Source organism: Streptomyces sp. NPDC047315 (genome assembly GCF_040643215.1).
Classification (GTDB): Bacteria; Actinomycetota; Actinomycetes; order Streptomycetales; family Streptomycetaceae; genus Streptomyces.
Window position 1 is genome coordinate 81,847 of the sequence record NZ_JBEYTZ010000026.1, and the last position, 17,822, is coordinate 99,668.

The following is a 17,822-nucleotide window of genomic DNA, read 5'->3' on the forward strand; positions in this document are numbered from 1 at the left end:
GGGCACGCGCCGGCTATCACGCTCTGATCTCGAACGGAATCCGAAGCCACAGCACCCGGCCCTCAGCGACCAAGGTCTCGAAGTCGGCGACGGTCGCCATGGGGCCGGTGATCAGAACGGCATTGCCGGCGGCGGCAACATCGCGCGGCCAGTCCGGCGTCGTCGGCATCGTGCCCTCGTAGAGGAGCATGTCGTTGGGAGAGACGATGCGCATGCTGCTGGTGGCCAGCGACAGGTACGCCTTCCACCCGGGGGCCGCGTCCGCGTCGAACCTGGGCGGCATCGTGAACGGTCGAGCTCCGTGCGACGTCATCGCCAACTCCGTGACGTCACGGGCGCGCAGCGAACCGTCCTCGCCCAGCCACGAGACGGTCTCCGGCTCGAGCATCACGATCACGGGCTGCTCTGCGATGCGCGCGGACTGCGCCCGCATCCTGAAAATGGGCCGAGTCTCAGACATCCTTCTCCAGGTTCCTTGGCGGTTGAGGTGGACGGTAGCCGCCCTCACAGAGCCTCCGCCAGGCGCGACTGTAGAAGGGTGGCGCAGCTCCTTCAACTGCGCGAACCGTGGAACTGCCGGTCGTGGTCGCCGGGGTCGTTGGCCATGTGGGTGTAGCAGTCGACGGTGCACGCCAGCCCGAAGGAGGCGATCATCCATCCAGCGGGATCGGGAGCGTGCGACCCGCAGTGACCGCAGTGCCTCGAGCCATCCTCCGGGCAGGCCAGCGGCGTAAGCCGCTGCCTGCGGTACGGCTCGTACGTTCCCGGCTGGTACTTGTGGCTCTGGTACTCGTACCGGGCCTCGTCCAGTAGGTAGAAGACGCCCCCGCGACCGCCGGCGGCCTCCTGGTGCCCGCCGTGCTCGGTGACTTCCCACCAGGTGGCCGGCGCTCCGTCGGAGAGTGTCACCGTGACCTCGACGAGCCGCAGCCGATCTCCGTACGGGCTCAGGCCCTTGTCGTACAGTACGGTGCGCCCGGCCTCCGCGACGACCGGCAGGCTCTCCACGCGCGCCTTCGTCGCCGCGGCGGCCTCCTGCACCGCCTTCTTCTTCGCCGCTCTGGCCGCGCTCCGCTTCTCCGCGGCTGCCGCCCGCTTCTCCTCCCGCTTCTTCTCGGCGGCCCGCTCCGCCGCGCGCTCCTCCTCCGCGGCGGCCACCTGCCGCTCGTACTGCTCAAGCGACGGATGATCCTCGCACCGGCCCGTGTGCAGGACCTCCCGACGCCCCTTGCCCTCACGAACGACGGTGAGGCGCGCGGTCATGGGTGCGACGGACTCACCGCACCGAGCGCAGCACGTACCGGGCGCGGCCGGCTCGGACGGGCACGCCTTGCGGTGCTCGACCTGGGGACCGCGGCCGACAAGGACGCCGGAGCCCGTCGGGAGGACATCGCCGCACCAGCAGCAGGGGCCCGGCTGGTAGCTCGGGCGGCCGGGGCCGGGGTCGACGACGGTCAACGACAGCTCCGCCGCAGGCGGTCGCGCGGCCAGGTGCTTACGGAGCTGCCCCAGACCAGCGGAGCCGAACGCCCCTCCCGCCGTCTTGAAGTGCCGGGCCCACACCTGCTTGAGTGCCCCGTCGTCCTCAACGAGATGGAGCGACACCGCGGCGTCCATGCGCGGGTACCGCTTGCCCGTGAGGTACGTCTCGCCCCAGCCGGTGATGTGCTGGTCCACCACCAGGACCAGGGCGCCGGCCGCGGTCTCCACGACCGCTCCGTGCCCCACCTCCGGCCCAAGGACGGCGGCGCTCCCCTTCGCCCCGTCGTCCAGGCCCGTCAGGATCTTTCGCCACGACCTGTACACGTTCGCATCGCTCGGCACGGTCGGCACCGTCACCGTCACCGTCGCCTCGTTCTCCACCACAGTGCTCCTCCTCGATCTGGTTGCTTCATGGTGCCGGGCGGCACGGACACCGCCCGGCGCCGGACGCTCAGGTGCGCGTACTGCCCGCCGCGGGGGCCCACTCGCACACGTCGCTCACCTCGGCGAGGTCGGCGCGCAGGCTGCGCAGGTACTCACTCAGGCCGTGGCAGACGGCCACCGGGTTGTCGTCGCACTCGGCCAGGTCCGTCAGGATCCTCCGCTCGATGTCGTCGAGTCGCTCGTCGCTCGTCTCGGCGGTGATCCCGTACTCCTCAACCTCGCCGCCGTTCACCGCCCCGTCGACCCTCCACTCCCCCACCAAGTCCTCTTCGTCGAAGCCCTGATTCTCGAACCCGCGATCGCCGCGGCCGAGCCCCAGCCGCTCCCTGATCTCCGACTCGGCTGCGAGCGCGCTCCTCCCGAGCCGGGCCACCATGCCGTTGCCGTCCCAGACCTTCTCCCAGTCAGCGAGGACGCGCACCGCCAACGGCGCGATCTCCTCCATCACCCGGTTCGCCGCTTCACCGGTCAGGACCGGAATCGCGTAGCGGCGATCGAAACCGTCCCGGACGGAGGGCGGGAAGGCGTTCCCGATCTCCACGTCGACGTCGGCAAGCAGCAGGCCCCGACGCAAGTCAAGCTCGATGTACGGGGCCTGCGCGCTGCTCTGTCCGTCAAGGCGGCGGTACAGCTCGGGCGGCGTGGAGCAGGGGATGATCGTGAGGGCGACGTTCACTGAAGGGCCCCTTTCGAGGTGGGGGGGGATGATGAGGGGTGCGGGGCACGGTCGTGCCACCGAAGGACGTCAGAACAGGCCGAACTGGCCGCCGCGCTCAAGGTCTCGCTTCTCGTTTTCGGCACGCTGCTGCGCCTCCTGCTGCCGCATCAGGGCCTTGAGCGGGGCCTGGCGTGCCTCCTGCGCCGCGCGACGGGCCTTCAGCTCCGCGCCCGTCGCCCACCGCACCAGCAACTCGTGGTCGGCCAGGACGGGCGCCTCACCGTCGACGTGGCACTTCACGTGCGGCTGCTCCAGCTGGTGTCGCACCTCGCGCATGGTGGCGGACCAGTCCGGGCCGTAGGCGCCGACGATGACGAGCAGCACGCCGGCGTCGTCGACGTGCTGCCGGGCGGCGAACCCGTTGGTGTCGTACTGCGTGGGGTGGCTGGTCTTCTGCTCATCCACGGTGAGCCCGAGGTCGACGATCCCGCCGTCAACAAGGTGCCGGCGGATCGAGTGGGCGCGGGTAGCACGAGACATCGCGGTTTCCTTCGTTCGGGGCGGGCCGGTGCTCTCCGGCCCGGGGTGGCCGCGGTTGCCCCCGGCCCGCCCCGCCCCGGAGCGGGCCGGGGGCAACCGCGGCGGTGACGCTTCGTCCGGCGGGCGGACCGCCCGCCGGGCTTCTACAGGTCGCCGGGGGCGTCCGGGTGCACGGGGCACGGCCCGTACACGCCGGGACGGCCCGGTATCGCCGGGTGCACGTGGCTCGTCTCGCCGGAGAGGCTGCACGCGGTCGCCGGATCCTCGCCGCAGTTCACGACGCAGAGGCACGTCCAGTCACGGGTGATCCACTCGACGAGCGCCGCCCGGTACTGCTGCTCTGCCACGGCCGCCAGTTCGCCCAGAGCAAGCACCTGGGGGGCGTGCATACCGATCGCCTCGGCGATCCACGGCACGGCGGCGATCTCCTCGGGCTTCCGCCGGTGCAGCGCGCGCCCGACGGTGTCCACGAGCCTCTCCAGAGGTATCGGGCGCCGGGCCTGATCGGGGCTCGGCTCGATGATGGCCCGTATGGTCGCCGCGGCGGCCAAGAGGGCCTCCATCGCGGCCAAGGCGGAGCCCTTCTCGGCGTGGGCTTCGGCGGCGTCGACGGCAGCGCGGATCTCGTCGAACTTCGCGGCGAGCTTGCTGGATACGGCAGACACGAGGGTCTCCTTCTCGGGATGGGGCCCCGGGGCGCCGCTGCGGACGCCCCGGGAAGATGCGGATCAGACGGTGAGCGTCAGGAGCTGCCGGTGGTCGGGCAGGGAGTTCAGGAGGCGGTTACGCCACCCTCGTGCGTACCGCGGGCAGTTCCCGCAGTGCTGGTGCGTGCACCCGGGCAGCGGCGCCCTCTTGGTGGCGTTCAGGCTCCACGCGAGGGAGTCGGAGGAGTACAGCAGGTGGGCGGTCTTGCGTAGACCAGTGACCTTGAAACCGAACCCGTGCAGGCGGATGCCCATGGACCACAAGGTCTCGATGATCCGTACGGCCTCACCCGTGGCCTGCCGGCGGCACACGGAGCCGATACCGACGACCGTTTCCATCGTGAGGTCGACGCCGACCTGCTCGTACAGGTCCACGCAGCGCAGGTAGTCGTCGAGGGTGAAGCCCTGGATCACGGGCATCCACGGCAGATCCGCGTCCAGCGTCATCAGGTTGAGGAAGGACGCCACAGTCTTGAGCTGGTGCTGTTCCACCGTCAGGCCGGTGTTCGCCAAGATGTCGTCCTCGCACATCCAGTCCTGGATGGCGCAGGCGTCCATCATGCCGATCTCGTCGTAGTACCTGCGCGCCGCCGCGGCGTACTCGTACGGGGTGACGGTCCACTCGCCGTACTTCGACAGCTCCGTGAAGCCGCCGGAGTCCAGCATCCACGGGGTGACCGAGCGGGGCAGCGTTTTGCGCCTGGACAGTCGGTGGTTCGCGACGCACAGCGGGATGCAGTCGTCTCCGAACTCGGGCCGGGCAAGCCACGACGGCTGGTGCGTGCCCAGGTAGGTGACGCGGTCGACGTCATCGTACGAGCGGCGGCCGGGGTTCTCCGGGGCAGACGGTCGCATTGCTGTACTTTTAGCCGCGGGTGCCGGCAGCTCGAAAAGGGCGACAGAAGGCATGCGTTTCCTTCGTTTGGGGCTTGTTGGCGGTGCTCTCCACCAACAGGTCTTAGAGTACAGCAATGCGACGCATGGGGGAGGCGGCCCGGCCAAGCGAACCCACCCTCGACCCGAACCGGCATGGTCCCGATCAGGCAGCCAGGCCGTACAGCGCGAACTGACGGGCGCGATACTTGCCGGTCGCCGCGTGCCCGAGGTGCTCGGCCATGGCCGTACCCACCGGCGGCCGGCCGGCCGGCCCCTCCGCCTCATCCAGGGCCTGGGCGCGCCGGATGATCTCCTGCATGGACAAGCCCTTCTTGAAGTCGGCCCCGATCCGCCGTTCGGTCGCGGCGTACGCGGCGGCGAGTTCCGGCACGCGCCGCGCGCCGTTGACCAAGTCGCTGTTGCACCCCAAAACGCAAAGCACGCAGCTCAACCGCTTGTTTCCCCAGTCGTAGGCCGGGTGGTACGGCATGCGGGACTGGGCGATCTCCCGCCACACCCGCCAGTCGCTCCACGCGTGGATCGGCCGCCACGTCGTGATGTGCCGCTTGCCGTTGCTCGCCGTCCGGTTGATCTCCACCCCGGCGAGCTGCGCCCGCTTGTCGCTCTCCGCGGCGCGCTGGCCGATGCACTCCAGGATGCGCACGGGGCGGCCCAGGTGCGCGAGTTCGTCCGTGAGCCGGGTGTAGAGGGTGTGGATCGGGCCCCGCTTCACGGCAGCCGTGCACCAGCGTGCCGCACTCGACGGCCAGGCCGGCGCGACCGTCGCCGTGGTGGGGTCCTCGCCCGCCTCGACGGCGTCCTGTTCCGCCTTCGCCTTCAGCTTGCCGTGGCGGATCTCCACGCGGTCCAGAAGATCCGGGCCCGACGCGGTGACCACCTCGAACCGCTCGACGCCGGCAATGATGGCCTGGAGCTCCGCGAGCTCACGGGTGCCCTTCCACTCCGCCCGCCCCAGGTCGGCGTGGACCACGACGACCTTGTGGAGCATGCCGAGCAGCCTCGCGCGCCGGGCGACGTACGACAGCATCGCCTGCGAGTCCTTCCCGCCCGACGACGAGACGACGATCCAGTCCGCGTCACGGAGCAGCTCGTCCGGCACGGTCGTCCATGGGGTGAGGGGCACCGACGCGTGGATGGTGCGCTTCTTCCGCTTCGGCTTGACCCGTACGGCGGCCTGGGGCGCGGCCTGCGGGGCGGAGCGGTCGAGGTCGAAGAGGGTCAGGGTCTGCATGCCGGGGTCCTTCGAGGCGCGGGAAGAGGGCGGCGGGGCGTGGTCTGGGGCCGGCGGGGGTGCGGGGGGCGTCGCACCCCCGCCGGGGAGGGTCAGTACCAGTGGCCGTACTGGTTCCGGGACTTCACGAACTGCTGGATGTAGGGGCGGTCGCCCCCCGGCGGCACGGGGCACCGAACGACGGCCCCGAAGCGGCGGGTGGAGTGCACCGTCCCCGGCCCCACCTGGCCCACGTGCTGGATGGTGATCTCGTCACCGGCCACCAGCCCCAGGAAGTCAGGCGTCGGCACGGACGCCACCCCTTTCCACCAGGCGGCGAACGCCTTCGGTGCGGACGGTGCCAGCGGCAGCGGCCCGAACACGTCGCCGGGCCGGTGCTCAACCCACTCCGCCGTGCCGGCCCGCGGGCTGTAGAGGTGCTCACGGTCGTACGCGGCCGGCACGCACGACACCGGCAGCTCCCCCAACGGCAGCGGCACACGCACCCGCGGCGCGGCCGACGCCGGGGCGGGAAGCTCGAACAAGGCCAGTTCGGTCTGCTGCATGGCGGGGTCCTTCAAGGCTGAGTGGGCGAAAGAGAGGTGGCGTGCCGGGGGCGCGGCCAGCGCTACGCCCCCGAGAGGGGAGGGGTGGTCAGGGGGCAAGGCCGAAAACGGCGCGCAGGTGGTTCAGGCGGTGCCGGCGGCACGCTGCCTGCGCACAGGCCCGCTCCTCGAACCGGGTGGCCGCGCGGTGCCCGCAGGAGCAGCCAGCCCGGTACAGGGGCATGCCCGGCTCGTACCCGCCGGTGCCGTCCGACCGCTGCACCCACCGATGCGTTCCAATGAACACGATCTCGTTGCGGTGCTCGTGGAGGGCCATCGCGACGCGGCCCGCGTAGGAGACGGTGATGGCGCCGTCCGTGTGGGAGGTGAGCCACCCCCGGCCGAAGAGCCGCGCCGTGGCGGCCGGGGAGATCACGGCGAACCCGGCCCGTAGGCGCCCCTCGACCAGGCGCGCCGGGAACTTGCCGGGGGCGTCGCGGTCGTGGATCAGGGTGAGGTCGTCGTACTGGCGGGCCGTCACCAGCCGGGGCCCGCACACCGGCTCCAGCCGCACCACGCGGCGCAGCGTCCGCAGCTCGGCGTCGACCGCGGAGAGGCGCCCACGGATCGTGCGGGTGATGGTGATACGGCCGGACCGGTCCGCGTCCGGGACCACGTCGTCCCCGTCGCACAACGCGCTGTCGATCAGAATGTCCCCCTCGGCGGGGGTGAGCGTGCGGGTCGAGCGGGCACCGCCGAAGTCGGCGACCGTGACGCGGTAGGCCGGGGAGTTCTGCAAGGCGTGTCCTCGAAAGTCGGGATGGGGGGGGCTGCCAGGCCGGGACGCGGGCGGTGCGCCCCGGCCCCGGGGGGGTTAGGCGGTGGCGGGGTACCAGGTACGGGAGTTGGCCGCTTCCTCGCGGGCCTCGCGAGCGACGCCGCGCACGGTCGCCATGACCTCTTCGGCCTGCGCCGGGGTGAGCTGCTCCGCGCCGTCGCGGGGCCCCTCCTCGGCCTCCACGACCGCGAACACCGCCGCGGAAATCGCGGTGACGAGCAGGCGCCCGCCCTTGATGCGCCGGGCGATCGGGCCCTTGGCGGCGTCGAACTCCTCGCGCGCCGCCGCGACCTTCTGCCCGTAGTACAGGGCCGACCCCCACCCCTTCGCGTAGTTCTGGCGTACGGACGTCTCCGCGATGTGCAGCCCGTCACGGATCACGCGGTTCGCCTCCCCACGCCCCATCAGACCGGCGCGAACGTAGGTGTTGACGACGTCGCGAGCGGCGCGCTCGGTGGCTCTCATCTGTCGTGCCATGGGACAAGTCCTCTCAAGGGTGCTGCCGGGCCCGGGGCGCGGCGCTGCGCCCCGGACGGCGGTGTCAGTCGGTGGTGGTGAGGCGGGCGCGGTCTACTTCTCGACCTGCGCGGCGCTGGCGGTCGTCGCGGGGCGGCTGTCCGGGGGCTCGGGAGCGTTGCTCTCCGGCACTTCGACGGCGTGCATCCTGAGGTCGCTTCCCTGGACCGTCCAGGCGTCGTCACGGGTCACCGTCCGCCCCGCCCACGTGCGGAGGTACGACGGCGGGACGAACTCCTCATGCAGGACTTCGGCCAGGTTCAGCACGGTGCCGCTCCACGAATACACGGCGTGCTCGCCGCTGCCGGACGGCGGGCAGTGCAGCGCATCGAGGCGGACGCGCATCCCGTACGTCCGCACGATGTCTCCCGCGCGCAGTTCGCTGGACTTCCGCGTGACCGTGGTCGTGGCCGGGCGCAGGTCCTTCAGCGCGGGAGCGTCGGTGCCGCCGTCCACCCGCTCGACCCGCGCCACGGTCTCGCCGTCGCTCGTCCACACGTCGCGCAGCCAGCCACGGCCACCCGGCACGAAGTGCGGCTCCTCGGAAGCATCGATGACGCGCCCGTCGTACTCGACGAAATCCCCCAGACTGAGCCCGGACGCCTGTGCGGGGATACCCGTGAGGTCGACGGTCGGGGCAAGGTCATCCAGCCCCTGGAAGCCTGCGCAGTCGGCGGCTCGGGGGTCGACGACCACGGCGTGGTACTCGCCGGGCTCCAAGTCGTCCCGGTGGGTGGCGAGCCACGCCTTGCCGTAGTCGCGCAGCCAGACCGTCCACGCCTCGCAGTCGTCGGGGTCGGGACCGTCGAGCACCACGGTCTCGGTGTCCAGGACAACCCGGGCGCCGCGCTCGTCCTGGTCGCGGGTGTAGATGAGCACGCGCACCGGCCGCGGGCCGGTGAGGTACCGGCGCAGCACCTCAGCGTGCTCGGGCGTCGCCTCCGGCGTCGTCGTCAGCCCCTCGTCCGTCCGCCGGACCTCGTAGAGCCGGGCTCCTTGGGCGCCGCCGTACACACGACCGCGCCCGCACGGACCGCCGACCCAGTACTCACCCGGGCCGGTCACGCTGCGGTCCACGATCTGCCGGTGACCATCAGGAGCGGCCGGCAGGAAGCAGTGGACGGCCTCCCCCGGGGTGAGGTCCACGCCGCCGGGCAGACGCCACACCGGGGCGCCGGCGCTCTCGCTGTAGACCATTTTGCCGGGGGCGCCGGACTCCCGCAGACGCGTCGGAATCGACTTCCGGGTGAAGCCGGTTGTGACCGTGATCGTGGGGCGGGCAGGGGCGGCAGCAGGGGCCGTCTGGGCGGGCTCGGCGGCCTTCGCCGGCTGCTCCGGCGGCAGGATGCGGAAGCGGTGCCCGTCTTCGGCGGTGAGGGTCTGGCCTTCCTCCATGGCCTTCACGGCGGCGACGCGGGTGTCATAGGTGCCGGCCAGCCCGTGACGCTCCAAGAGCACGGACCCGAAGTACGAGAACTGACGCCCCGTGGTGAGGCCCTTCACGGCGTCCTCGACGGTGGCGCCGTAGCTCACCGTGGTCCAGGTCTGGGCGAGCGGGGCGTAGACCTGGGCGCGGTAGGCGGTCGTCGGGGCGTCATGGCCCAGACGGCGCCGGTCGGCCTCGGCAGCACGGGCCACCAGCCAGTCCTTCTTGACGCGGCGGTTGTACTCCTCGCCGGTCTCCGCGCTCACCTCGAAGACGCGGTAGTACTTCGGTGAGGCGTCCTCAATCTTGCTGACCTGGTAGATGCTGCCGCCGTTGTACATGAGTTGGTCGCCGACCTTCAGTTCGGGCGCCGGGATGGCGGGCACGCGCCCCATCCCTTGAAGGTGGATCGTGCCGGTGGCGATATCGAGTGCTCGGGACATGCGGGTACTCCTCGGGTGCGGTGCGGTGAGCAGAGGGGGAGGGTGCCGGGGCGCGGCGCGTACCGTCGCGCCCGGCGGGGAAAGGGGGGCCGACCGGTCAGGCGACGTCGGTGATGTCGTAGAAGCTGGCCAGGCCGCGCGCGAACCGCGCGAGGGGGAGCGCCAGCGTCGGATCGGCGAACTCGCGGCGTACGGCGTCCTCGTACGCGGACTCCGCCACGTCACGGCGCGTGTGGTCGGCGGCCCAGTACGCCCGGATGGACCAGTAATCGACGGCGTACCGCGGCCACCTGCTCACGGGGTCGCGGTACAAGGCGAGCCGCACGCGCAGGATCGGCTTCCCGTCGTCGCCGTTGATGGTCGACTCCCGCAGCGTTTCGCCGTTCGCGAGGCTGCACTTGTACACGGCCAAGTGCTCAACGGTCAGGTGCGTGGTGTCCGTGTGGTGGAGGAGCGGGCGCATCGGCCCGTACAGCGGGGCCGGTTCTTCCATGGGGCGGGTCGCCAAGGCAGCGCTCATTGCGGATGTCCTTCGTTTGGGGCTTGTCGGCGGTGCTCTCCGCCAACAGGTCTTAGAGTACAGCAATGCGACGTCGTTTGGGAACTTCCCTAGCGAGGGGCGGTGAAATCTGGCGCCGGTCTCATTGCTGTACTCAAGCGATGAGTGTGACGTTCCCAATCGTCTTCGCGCGCCGTACGGGCACCACCCCGCCCGTGCGGCGCGGTGGGACCGGCGCCGGCAGCTCCCGGACCGGCACGCCCACCGTCCCGTACCGTCCCGTGAGCTGGGTGAACCGCTCCTCGAACCTCGGGCGCTGCTTGTCGCGTACCCCTGCCGGCGCCGCCACCAGGTACGCGCCAACCGTCGGGTAGCTCTCTCCCTCCGTCAGGTAGTGGGCCCGCTCCACCCCCGAGTGCTCGCCCCGCTCCAAGCTCGTGCCGTGCTCGGCGGCCACGGCCCACACGTACGCCTCCGCGTCCGCCCTACGCCCCTCGAACACGGTGCGCACCGATCGCCACGCCTGCCCCTTCGACGTCGGCCCCCGGCACTCCTCCGGCCCGGAGCACGAGGGGGTGAAGTCGCCGGCTGGGTGGTCGGCGCGGCACTGCTCCGTGCGGGCCTCACGGCACCACCAGCGCGGCGCCCGGCAGCTCTTGCCGTGCCACTGGCGGCAGTCGGCGGTCCGGGCCGCGTGGTAGATCCGGCGCACCTCGTACACGGCGTACGGGGCCTGGTCCAGCGCCGTCTCGAACGCGTCCAGCACCGCGGCGTTCCGCCCGTCCTGCGTCAACCGCTTCCGCAGCGATGTCGTCCCGTACAGCGCTACGCGCTCGTTCAGCGCCTGGGAGACGTACTCCATGCGCAGCACCCCGGCCGCGACGTGCGGATGATCCCTCAGCCGCTCCTCGTGGGCGTCCCGGGAAGCACACACCCCAGAGAAGCAACATTGTGCGCAGTACGACTTGCGGATGGGTACGCCGAGCTGCGCCAGGACGTACGCCTCCACGGCGGCCCGGTCCATCCCGGCGAGGATCAGCGGATAGTACGGGTCGCAGATCGTGCGGCCGGCGTCCGCGTTCAGCCCCCGCTGGATGGCGGTGTCATTCTCCGCCCGGTCCAGCTCGCCCGCGTGGTACCCGATGACCCGCCGGAAACTCGCCGTCCCGAACTCGTACGCGGCCCACGCGTCCAGGCACCAGCCCTTGAACCTGATCGAACACGTCCGCCGGTTCTTCACCATCTGGGGAACGGTCCCGGCCGCGCGCAGCTCGTCCGACAGCCGCCACGGCCCCCGGTCGAAGATCCGGCGCGGCTGCCGGGAGTCGTCCAGGATCACCACCCCGTCGGCGTCCTCCGGACCACCCCGCGCCACCTGGACCAGCCGCACTCGGGCCCGCCGCAACAACGGCAACACCAACCGGTCCACGTAGCTCAGGGAGTCGGGCCACTCGTCGCCGGTGACCGCGTGCACCACCACCAGATCAGACAGATCCGGCAGCAACCCGTACCGCTCCGGGGCCGCCAGGAACTGGAGCAGAATCGCCGTGGAATCCGCCCCCAACCCGTACGACAACACCGTGACACCGGACCGGCGGAAAGCGGCCGGCACAACCGGAGCCGGGGCCGGGAGATCGAACAGAGCAGACACAGACGTCCTCTCAAGGAGCTGCCGACAGCCAGGGGGAGTGGCACTTCTGGCACCGTCCACACGCGCGCGTGCGCGCGAGGGAGGTCCGGGCTGCGCCGCCCACCAGCGGGCGGGCGGCGCAGCCCCGCGGGGGGGTGCAGATCAGGAGGAGAACCAGCAGGTTCCGGCGAGCCCGCGGCGGCCGGTGTACTCGATGCACGCGGTGCCGCGGGGGATCAGGTGGTCGTACTTGCGGTGGTCGGTCCACCAACGCGTGTCGGGGTCCCACGCGCTCTCGGCGGCGATGAGGCCGTAGAAGGTGCCGCCGTCGTGCTTGCGGTACTGCGACAGGCCGCGTGCGTGCGGGTCCTCGGCGGCGACGGGCGACGCGAGTACGGCCTCGAAGATGGTGCGCACCGTGGTCGCGGCCCAAGAGGTCGCCGGCTGCCGGGTGGAGTCGAAGAAGATGCCGCGCGCCTTCCGGTCGATGCCCTCGTAGGAGATGGCGGTGAGCAGTCGGGCGACGTCATCGGGGACGATGGCGTACGCGTGGCCGGTTTGGTCGGTGGTCACGGTGACAGCGGCCACGGTCAGGACGGGGGCGGGGGGCTGCTTGGGCATGGCGGTGCTCCTTCGTTCGGGGGTGCCCCGGTGCTCTCCGGGACGGGGTGGTGCAGGAGGGGGCCGCCCGGCCGGATCAGCCGGGCGGCGTTCGTGGTGCAGGGGTCAGTCCTCGCACCAACCGCGGTACTCGATGGGGACATCGACGTCGAAGAGGTGGTGCAGGGCCTTGCGGGCGTTGTCCGCCAGACTCAGGCGGTCGTCCAGGTAGGGGAAGCACAGGGTGACGGGCGGGTGCGCGGGGATGTGGCCCGTGGGCGTTTCGATGGCGGCGGTAACCGCGGCGACCACCTGCTCCCCGTCCAGCGTCGGATGGCTGCGCACGAGGATGCAGGGCGTGCCGGTGTCGATGGCGGCCCGTTCGTCGGGCGTGCCCATGGTGGCAAGGAACGCGCGGGCGGCGGCGCGGATCTCCTCGGCGGTGGCGGGCATGTACGTGCCGCGCATCCGCTCCGCGCGCGGTTCGACGGCCAAGACGGCTGCACGGGCCCGCACAAGGGCGGCGCGCACCTTCTCCCGGGCGTGGGTGCGGCTGAGGTTCGTCGCGGCCGTACGCAGGCTCTCCCACGCGTCCTCGGCGGCGTCCCGTGCCGCGCGCAGCTCCGGGTGGAGGCCGACGGGCGCGGCCAGCGGCAGCGTCTCCAAGTGCATCGCGAGCGTGTGCAGTTCGCGCGGGGCTTCGGTCCAGAACGCCTCGGTGACGGTCTCGTACGCGGCGAGAGCGGCGAACAAGGGCGCGGCGGCGGCCGGGGGCTTCATGGCGGCGATGGCGACGCGGATAGCCGGGTACCGCTCCGGGCGGGGCGGCTTCACGCACTGGGCGAAGACTGCTCGCAGCGCGTCGTCCGTCGGCTCCTCGGTGCGCTGCTCGGCCCACCACTTCGCGGCGAACCCCTCCGCGGAGCGACGGGCCCGGAGTTCGTCGGCCGTGGGGACAAGGCGCGCGATGTCCTCGGCGGTGGCGGGGCGGAGTTCGTGAACCCGGCAGGGGCGGACGCCGTGGCCGTGTTCGTCAGCCACGAGGGAGCGCACGTTGTAGTGCGGGCTTGCCCAGTTCACTACCGTGCCGGCGTACTCCGGGAGCGTCCGGTGCTCGCGGGTCTCGTGGCGGTAGTAGACGCCACGGACGATGACGCGGTCACCGGGGGCGTACCGCTCCGCCTCGGGGGTGGTGTCCGCGTCGGTCCCCTCCGCGGTGGCCGGGCGGGCTACGGCAGCGCCGTACAGCTCCCTGAGGGAGTCGACGGTGACCATGAGGTGACATCCGGGCTCGAACACGCGGGAATCGCCCATGACGCTGTCGGCGTGGGTGCGGGTGGTCCAGGTGACGCGGACCCACGGGACGGAGCCGTTGAACGCCTTCACCGTGCTGACGGTGCGGTCTTCGAGCCGTACGGCAGCGATGACGACCATGCCGGGGCGCACCATGTCGGCGCGCACCGGGATCGCGGTACCGTCATCGACGGCGGCGACCGTCTCGGCGTAGTAGGCCAACAGGCCGCTGTCGATCGGGCCGGTGAGTTCCTGGACGGTCGGGCGCTGCTCATGGGCGGGCAAGGTGTCGCCCTTGTGGACGGGGCGCAGGTCCACGGTGCCCCGCTGGTCGCGGTAGACGATGCGCGCGGTGGAGTCGGACTCGGACATTTCGCGAACGTCGCGCTTGCCGTCCATCATCGCGTGGTTGATCTCGGCGCGGGCGGCGCGGCTGTCGACGAGTTCGGGGGTGCCGCCGTTGACGGTGCGGACGTGCTGCTGCTCCTCGATGTGCTGCCGCGGGGTGAGGGGGACGAAGCGGCTGATGCTCGTGTGAACCGTGCCTTCGTCGTCTTGGTGGACGAGTCGGCCGGCGAACCGGCAGATGCTGACGACCTTCCGAACACGGTCGGCGGGTACGGAGTGAACCTTGCGGCCGTTGACGTAGTGGGCGTGCAGGGCGTCGATGACCTCGTCCGGGTGGGGCGCAGCGGCGCGGGCGTGCTCGACGGCGCTGCGCCCCAGGACGTGTACGGCAGACGTGATCTGAGTGAAGGTGCGCACCTTGCGGGAGTTGCCGAGGCTTCGCAGGGTGGCGTCTTCGAGGCGGAACCGGGCGCCCTTCTTGAGGGGCTTGGTCCACAGCAGGGTGAGGGTGTCGGCGGCGAGGGCGACGCCCAAAGCCGTACCGATGTAGGGGACGGGTACGGGGATTTCGATGCGGACGACGTGGGCGATGGTCGTGTCGGTCGTCTTGCTGTCGACGGTGACGGTCATGTTGTAGCCGTCGGCCAGGGTGATGATTTCGTCGGCGGTCTTGATGCCGGTCGTGGGGGGCCGCTTGGGCATGGCGGTGCTCCTTCGTTCGGGGGTGCCCCGGTGCTCTCCGGGACGGGCGAACCATCACGGCTTACAGTACAGCAGTGCGACACATGGTCAAGTGGTCCGCCTTGAAGTTCAGGTTTTGCAGGAACTTCTAGGGTTCGCTCACTTCAAGTGGCGCACTGCTGTACTTTAAGCCGTGGAGTGTGTACGTTCTGAAGCCAAGCCACCCCGCAGCTCGGGGAGAGCACCCCGAGCAACCCCGAACGAAGGACACCGCCATGCCCGTGAACCTCGCAAAGAACCCCCGCCACACCGCGATCACGCGCCGCCACGACGGTGGCCTCCAGGGAATGCCGTCCACCACCACCCCGTACGCGGGCCGCGTACAGCTCGCCGCGAACCCGCCGGTGCACCTGGTGGACATGTCCCCCTCGACGCTGGCCGAACTTTTGGCCGCGCTGCTCCTCATCCCTCAGGGCGAGGCGCGGACCGACGGCCGAACCGTCCACGCCGAATACCCCACCCCTGGTGGCCTCTTCTACTGGACGTTCACGCCCCTGAACTGACCCAGACTCCGCACCGCCCGCCTTCACGGCGGGCGGTGCGCCCCGCCCCCGAGCCGGCCCCGCCGGAGCGGGCGCAGGGCGCACCGCCCCACCCCCGTCCCGGAGAGCACCGGGACACCCCCGAACGAAGGACACCACCATGCGCATGCCGCGCCTCCTCCCCCGCCGCCGTCTCGCCGCGCTCCTCGCCGCTGGAGCTGCCGTGCTCGCACTCGGCACCCTCGGTGCGCTCGGCGCCTCCGACGTCACCCCCGTCGACTTCGCGCCGCCGTCGGACCGCCCCGTCACGCAGGCGGACGTGACGGAGGCTTACCGCGCCGGGTGGGCCGACGGGCGCGCCGCGGCGATGGGCGACGACAACGGGGACGGCGTGGTCGACGAAGACGAGTTCGGGTGGGACTGCGCCACCATGGGCAACCGCCAGTGCGGCCCCAACGCCTCGCCTCGGGGTGAGGGTGCGCCCGCCGGCCGGTCGCGACCGTAGCTGAACGCCCGTCGTACGACGGGCGGAGCTGCCGCCCCATGCGGATACCGGCCCGTCCTGTACGACGGGTGGGTGTCCGCATGGCCCGCCGGCGCCCGCTCTTCTTCGGCCACTAGGGCGGCGCCACCCGTCACGGCGCGCCAGCCCGGGGCCGACCCGGGCGGCCGGCTCTGAATCGCACTCGACCTCTCACCAAAGGGATCCCATGGCCCCCCTCAGCAGCTCCCCGCTCAACTGGTCCGACATGACCCCGGCCGACTTCGACCGGGACTTGCCCCCGGAGCCCCTCGCGCTGGTTGACCCCCGAGTTGTCGAACGGTCGGTGCCCGCCGTCCCGGACGCGTGCGGCACGGAAGCGCTGTTCGGGGCGCAGCCGGCGCCCAAGCGTTCGGGGGGATGGGTGCGCCGGCCGGCCCGACCGATGCCCCCCGGCAGCGGTGACACCCTCTTCTGAGCGGCAGACAAGGGGCCGCTTTGTAGTCCAGTAGTGCGACCTTCGTGAGCGAAGTGACCCCTCAAGAGGGTTGACTAGCTGGGGGTTTGGATATTTTCCCGCACTCTCTATCCCGAGAGGGTCGCATTGCTGTACTCTAAGGGTGTTGGTGGAGAGCACCGCCGACAAGCCCCAAACGAAGGAAACAGCCATGGCCTCTGCCCGCTCCCGCCGCGCCGCCGAAGTCCTCCGCGACCGCACCCGCGCCCACCGCGCCGCCGCCGCCACACGACGCGCCGTCGCCCGCGCCGCCCGCCGCATCCACACCGGCGCACGTTCCCTCGTGACCCACATCCTCGCCACCGGCGCCACCCGCGAGACCGTCACCGGCGCCGCGAACGCCCTGCGCGCAGTCGCGAAAAAGGCGGGTATCAAGGGCCGCTCCGCCCGCATCCGCCGCACCTTCACCGGCTTCCCGAACCGCACGGTGACCGTCTTCCGCTACACCCGCGAACAGGTCGCCCGGATCGCTGAGCAGTACAAGCCGCGCAAGGCCGAATACAAGGTCGTCCGCGCCGCCCTCATCGCCGCCTAACCCGCACCCCCGCACCGCCCGGGGCGCGGCCCCCGCGCCGCGCCCCGCCCCTTCGCATCCCTTCGCGCCCGGAGACAGCCATGCCCGCAGCACCCAACGCCCTCGACGCCGCCCACCGCGCCCGCACGATCGCCGGGATCGCCCGCACCCGCGCCGACAACCCCACGCCCATCCCGGACGCCACCGGCCGCGCCGCGCTCCGGAAGATCGCCACCTGCCTCGACGTCGCCGCGCACTCGCTGGAGACCGAGGAGCCCCCCACGTGGCACGACACCACCATCACCAACACCCTCGATGCCGACACGTTCGTGGCCCTGAGCGAAGCCGATCAGATCGCCGCCGACAACCCCACCATCGGCTTCCCGCCCCACCTCTCCCAGTACGTCACCGCCCCCGTGTACGGCACCGAAATCGACATGCCGCCGTCGCTCGAACCCGCCTCCATACGCCTCGCCCAAGAGGGCGGCATGTTCGCCCAGGTCCTCATGAGCCACACCTACCTGAGCCTCACGAACGACCCAACCACCATGTCCCAGGCGCTGAAGATCGCGTTCGAATACCTCTGGCAGCACGCCCAACTCACCGCATCCGCAACCGACAACACCCCACCCCACGCGCCCGCCACCCCGCACACGGCCGAGCAGCACGCCCCCCAGCCTGCCCCGGGCACGGAACACCCGTTCAGCGTCTCCGACATCGCCCACGCCACCGCAAAACGCCTCGGTACCGGCTGGCGCGCCCAGCCCGGGCCCCACGGCACCACCGGCACCATCCAAGGCCCCGACGGCAAGAGCTACCTACTCGCCGTCGGCGACATCGGCAACATGACGCCGCAGATGTACGTGCAACACGACGACGACCAGAGCCCCATGTGGGACACGGAGGGCGAGAGCCTAGCGACGCTCGCGCACCGCGTCGCCGACATCGTCTGGATCTACGCCTGCGACTGAGCCGCCCGCCCCGCACCCGCGCCCCGACTCACCCCGGGGC

20 protein-coding genes are annotated in these 17,822 nt (G+C 71.4%); 5 read left to right on the forward strand and 15 right to left on the reverse strand.

The window, feature by feature from the left end:
* Nucleotides 1-16: 16 nt before the first annotated feature.
* The 15 genes from ABZ842_RS27465 to ABZ842_RS27535 all read right to left on the reverse strand — a co-directional run bounded on the left by ABZ842_RS27465 (nt 17) and on the right by ABZ842_RS27535 (nt 14,778).
* Nucleotides 17-460, reverse strand: a complete 444-nt coding sequence (locus ABZ842_RS27465; protein ID WP_361542128.1) for a hypothetical protein — start codon at nt 458-460, stop codon at nt 17-19.
* A gap of 92 nt (nt 461-552) precedes the next feature.
* Nucleotides 553-1,863, reverse strand: a complete 1,311-nt coding sequence (locus tag ABZ842_RS27470) for a hypothetical protein (RefSeq protein ID WP_361542130.1) — start codon at nt 1,861-1,863, stop codon at nt 553-555.
* Between the two features lie 70 nt (nt 1,864-1,933).
* Nucleotides 1,934-2,602, reverse strand: a complete 669-nt coding sequence (locus ABZ842_RS27475; protein ID WP_361542133.1) for a hypothetical protein — start codon at nt 2,600-2,602, stop codon at nt 1,934-1,936.
* A gap of 69 nt (nt 2,603-2,671) precedes the next feature.
* The gene (locus tag ABZ842_RS27480) at nt 2,672-3,124 is read right to left on the reverse strand and encodes a hypothetical protein (RefSeq protein WP_361542135.1); all 453 of its coding nucleotides are present in this window, start codon (nt 3,122-3,124) and stop codon (nt 2,672-2,674) included.
* A 143-nt stretch (nt 3,125-3,267) separates the two neighbouring features.
* Entirely contained in the window at nt 3,268-3,789 is a 522-nt protein-coding gene (locus tag ABZ842_RS27485; RefSeq protein ID WP_361542138.1) for a hypothetical protein, read from the reverse strand.
* Nucleotides 3,790-3,852: 63 nt separating this feature from the next.
* On the reverse strand, nt 3,853-4,686 hold the full coding sequence (locus ABZ842_RS27490) for a hypothetical protein (RefSeq protein ID WP_361542141.1): 834 nt from the start codon (nt 4,684-4,686) through the stop codon (nt 3,853-3,855).
* A gap of 184 nt (nt 4,687-4,870) precedes the next feature.
* On the reverse strand, nt 4,871-5,959 hold the full coding sequence (locus tag ABZ842_RS27495; protein ID WP_361542144.1) for a phosphoadenosine phosphosulfate reductase family protein: 1,089 nt from the start codon (nt 5,957-5,959) through the stop codon (nt 4,871-4,873).
* Nucleotides 5,960-6,051: 92 nt separating this feature from the next.
* Nucleotides 6,052-6,504 (reverse strand): hypothetical protein, encoded by a 453-nt coding sequence (locus ABZ842_RS27500; protein WP_361542147.1) that lies wholly within the window; start codon nt 6,502-6,504, stop codon nt 6,052-6,054.
* A gap of 88 nt (nt 6,505-6,592) precedes the next feature.
* On the reverse strand, nt 6,593-7,282 hold the full coding sequence (locus ABZ842_RS27505) for a hypothetical protein (protein ID WP_361542149.1): 690 nt from the start codon (nt 7,280-7,282) through the stop codon (nt 6,593-6,595).
* Nucleotides 7,283-7,357: 75 nt separating this feature from the next.
* Complete coding sequence (locus ABZ842_RS27510; RefSeq protein ID WP_361542152.1) at nt 7,358-7,798, reverse strand: hypothetical protein; 441 nt, start codon at nt 7,796-7,798, stop codon at nt 7,358-7,360.
* Between the two features lie 93 nt (nt 7,799-7,891).
* The gene (locus tag ABZ842_RS27515) at nt 7,892-9,706 is read right to left on the reverse strand and encodes a hypothetical protein (protein WP_361542155.1); all 1,815 of its coding nucleotides are present in this window, start codon (nt 9,704-9,706) and stop codon (nt 7,892-7,894) included.
* Nucleotides 9,707-9,803: 97 nt separating this feature from the next.
* Nucleotides 9,804-10,226: a hypothetical protein gene (locus ABZ842_RS27520; RefSeq protein ID WP_361542158.1), complete on the reverse strand. Its 423-nt coding sequence runs from the start codon at nt 10,224-10,226 to the stop codon at nt 9,804-9,806.
* Nucleotides 10,227-10,359: 133 nt separating this feature from the next.
* Entirely contained in the window at nt 10,360-11,784 is a 1,425-nt protein-coding gene (locus ABZ842_RS27525; RefSeq protein WP_361542161.1) for a hypothetical protein, read from the reverse strand.
* Nucleotides 11,785-11,997: 213 nt separating this feature from the next.
* Nucleotides 11,998-12,456, reverse strand: a complete 459-nt coding sequence (locus ABZ842_RS27530; RefSeq protein ID WP_361542164.1) for a hypothetical protein — start codon at nt 12,454-12,456, stop codon at nt 11,998-12,000.
* A 105-nt stretch (nt 12,457-12,561) separates the two neighbouring features.
* Complete coding sequence (locus ABZ842_RS27535) at nt 12,562-14,778, reverse strand: hypothetical protein (RefSeq protein WP_361542167.1); 2,217 nt, start codon at nt 14,776-14,778, stop codon at nt 12,562-12,564.
* Between the two features lie 254 nt (nt 14,779-15,032).
* On the opposite strand from ABZ842_RS27535, the gene ABZ842_RS27540 reads away from it, so the two are divergent.
* From ABZ842_RS27540 to ABZ842_RS27560, 5 genes are all read left to right on the forward strand, one after another.
* A complete protein-coding gene (locus ABZ842_RS27540; RefSeq protein WP_361542170.1) occupies nt 15,033-15,320 on the forward strand; it encodes a hypothetical protein in 288 nt (95 codons plus the stop codon).
* Between the two features lie 139 nt (nt 15,321-15,459).
* The gene (locus tag ABZ842_RS27545) at nt 15,460-15,804 is read left to right on the forward strand and encodes a hypothetical protein (RefSeq protein WP_361542173.1); all 345 of its coding nucleotides are present in this window, start codon (nt 15,460-15,462) and stop codon (nt 15,802-15,804) included.
* Nucleotides 15,805-16,009: 205 nt separating this feature from the next.
* Nucleotides 16,010-16,258: a hypothetical protein gene (locus ABZ842_RS27550; protein WP_361542176.1), complete on the forward strand. Its 249-nt coding sequence runs from the start codon at nt 16,010-16,012 to the stop codon at nt 16,256-16,258.
* Nucleotides 16,259-16,448: 190 nt separating this feature from the next.
* Nucleotides 16,449-16,832 carry a hypothetical protein gene (locus ABZ842_RS27555; RefSeq protein ID WP_361542179.1) on the forward strand — a complete coding sequence of 128 codons (384 nt, stop codon included), beginning with the start codon at nt 16,449-16,451 and terminating at the stop codon, nt 16,830-16,832.
* 80 nt (nt 16,833-16,912) lie between these two features.
* Nucleotides 16,913-17,782 carry a hypothetical protein gene (locus tag ABZ842_RS27560; protein WP_361542182.1) on the forward strand — a complete coding sequence of 290 codons (870 nt, stop codon included), beginning with the start codon at nt 16,913-16,915 and terminating at the stop codon, nt 17,780-17,782.
* The last annotated feature ends 40 nt before the right edge of the window (nt 17,783-17,822 follow it).

Coding starts and splice junctions, on each gene's coding strand:
- ABZ842_RS27560 (WP_361542182.1), top strand. CDS start 16,913: ATGCCCGCAGCACCCAACGCCCTCGACGCCGCCCACCGCGCCCGCACG.
- ABZ842_RS27540 (WP_361542170.1), top strand. CDS start 15,033: ATGCCCGTGAACCTCGCAAAGAACCCCCGCCACACCGCGATCACGCGC.
- ABZ842_RS27535 (WP_361542167.1), bottom strand. CDS start 14,778: ATGCCCAAGCGGCCCCCCACGACCGGCATCAAGACCGCCGACGAAATC.
- ABZ842_RS27530 (WP_361542164.1), bottom strand. CDS start 12,456: ATGCCCAAGCAGCCCCCCGCCCCCGTCCTGACCGTGGCCGCTGTCACC.
- ABZ842_RS27495 (WP_361542144.1), bottom strand. CDS start 5,959: ATGCAGACCCTGACCCTCTTCGACCTCGACCGCTCCGCCCCGCAGGCC.
- ABZ842_RS27545 (WP_361542173.1), top strand. CDS start 15,460: ATGCGCATGCCGCGCCTCCTCCCCCGCCGCCGTCTCGCCGCGCTCCTC.
- ABZ842_RS27490 (WP_361542141.1), bottom strand. CDS start 4,686: ATGCGACCGTCTGCCCCGGAGAACCCCGGCCGCCGCTCGTACGATGAC.
- ABZ842_RS27500 (WP_361542147.1), bottom strand. CDS start 6,504: ATGCAGCAGACCGAACTGGCCTTGTTCGAGCTTCCCGCCCCGGCGTCG.
- ABZ842_RS27555 (WP_361542179.1), top strand. CDS start 16,449: ATGGCCTCTGCCCGCTCCCGCCGCGCCGCCGAAGTCCTCCGCGACCGC.
- ABZ842_RS27480 (WP_361542135.1), bottom strand. CDS start 3,124: ATGTCTCGTGCTACCCGCGCCCACTCGATCCGCCGGCACCTTGTTGAC.
- ABZ842_RS27515 (WP_361542155.1), bottom strand. CDS start 9,706: ATGTCCCGAGCACTCGATATCGCCACCGGCACGATCCACCTTCAAGGG.
- ABZ842_RS27465 (WP_361542128.1), bottom strand. CDS start 460: ATGTCTGAGACTCGGCCCATTTTCAGGATGCGGGCGCAGTCCGCGCGC.
- ABZ842_RS27510 (WP_361542152.1), bottom strand. CDS start 7,798: ATGGCACGACAGATGAGAGCCACCGAGCGCGCCGCTCGCGACGTCGTC.
- ABZ842_RS27550 (WP_361542176.1), top strand. CDS start 16,010: ATGGCCCCCCTCAGCAGCTCCCCGCTCAACTGGTCCGACATGACCCCG.
- ABZ842_RS27520 (WP_361542158.1), bottom strand. CDS start 10,226: ATGAGCGCTGCCTTGGCGACCCGCCCCATGGAAGAACCGGCCCCGCTG.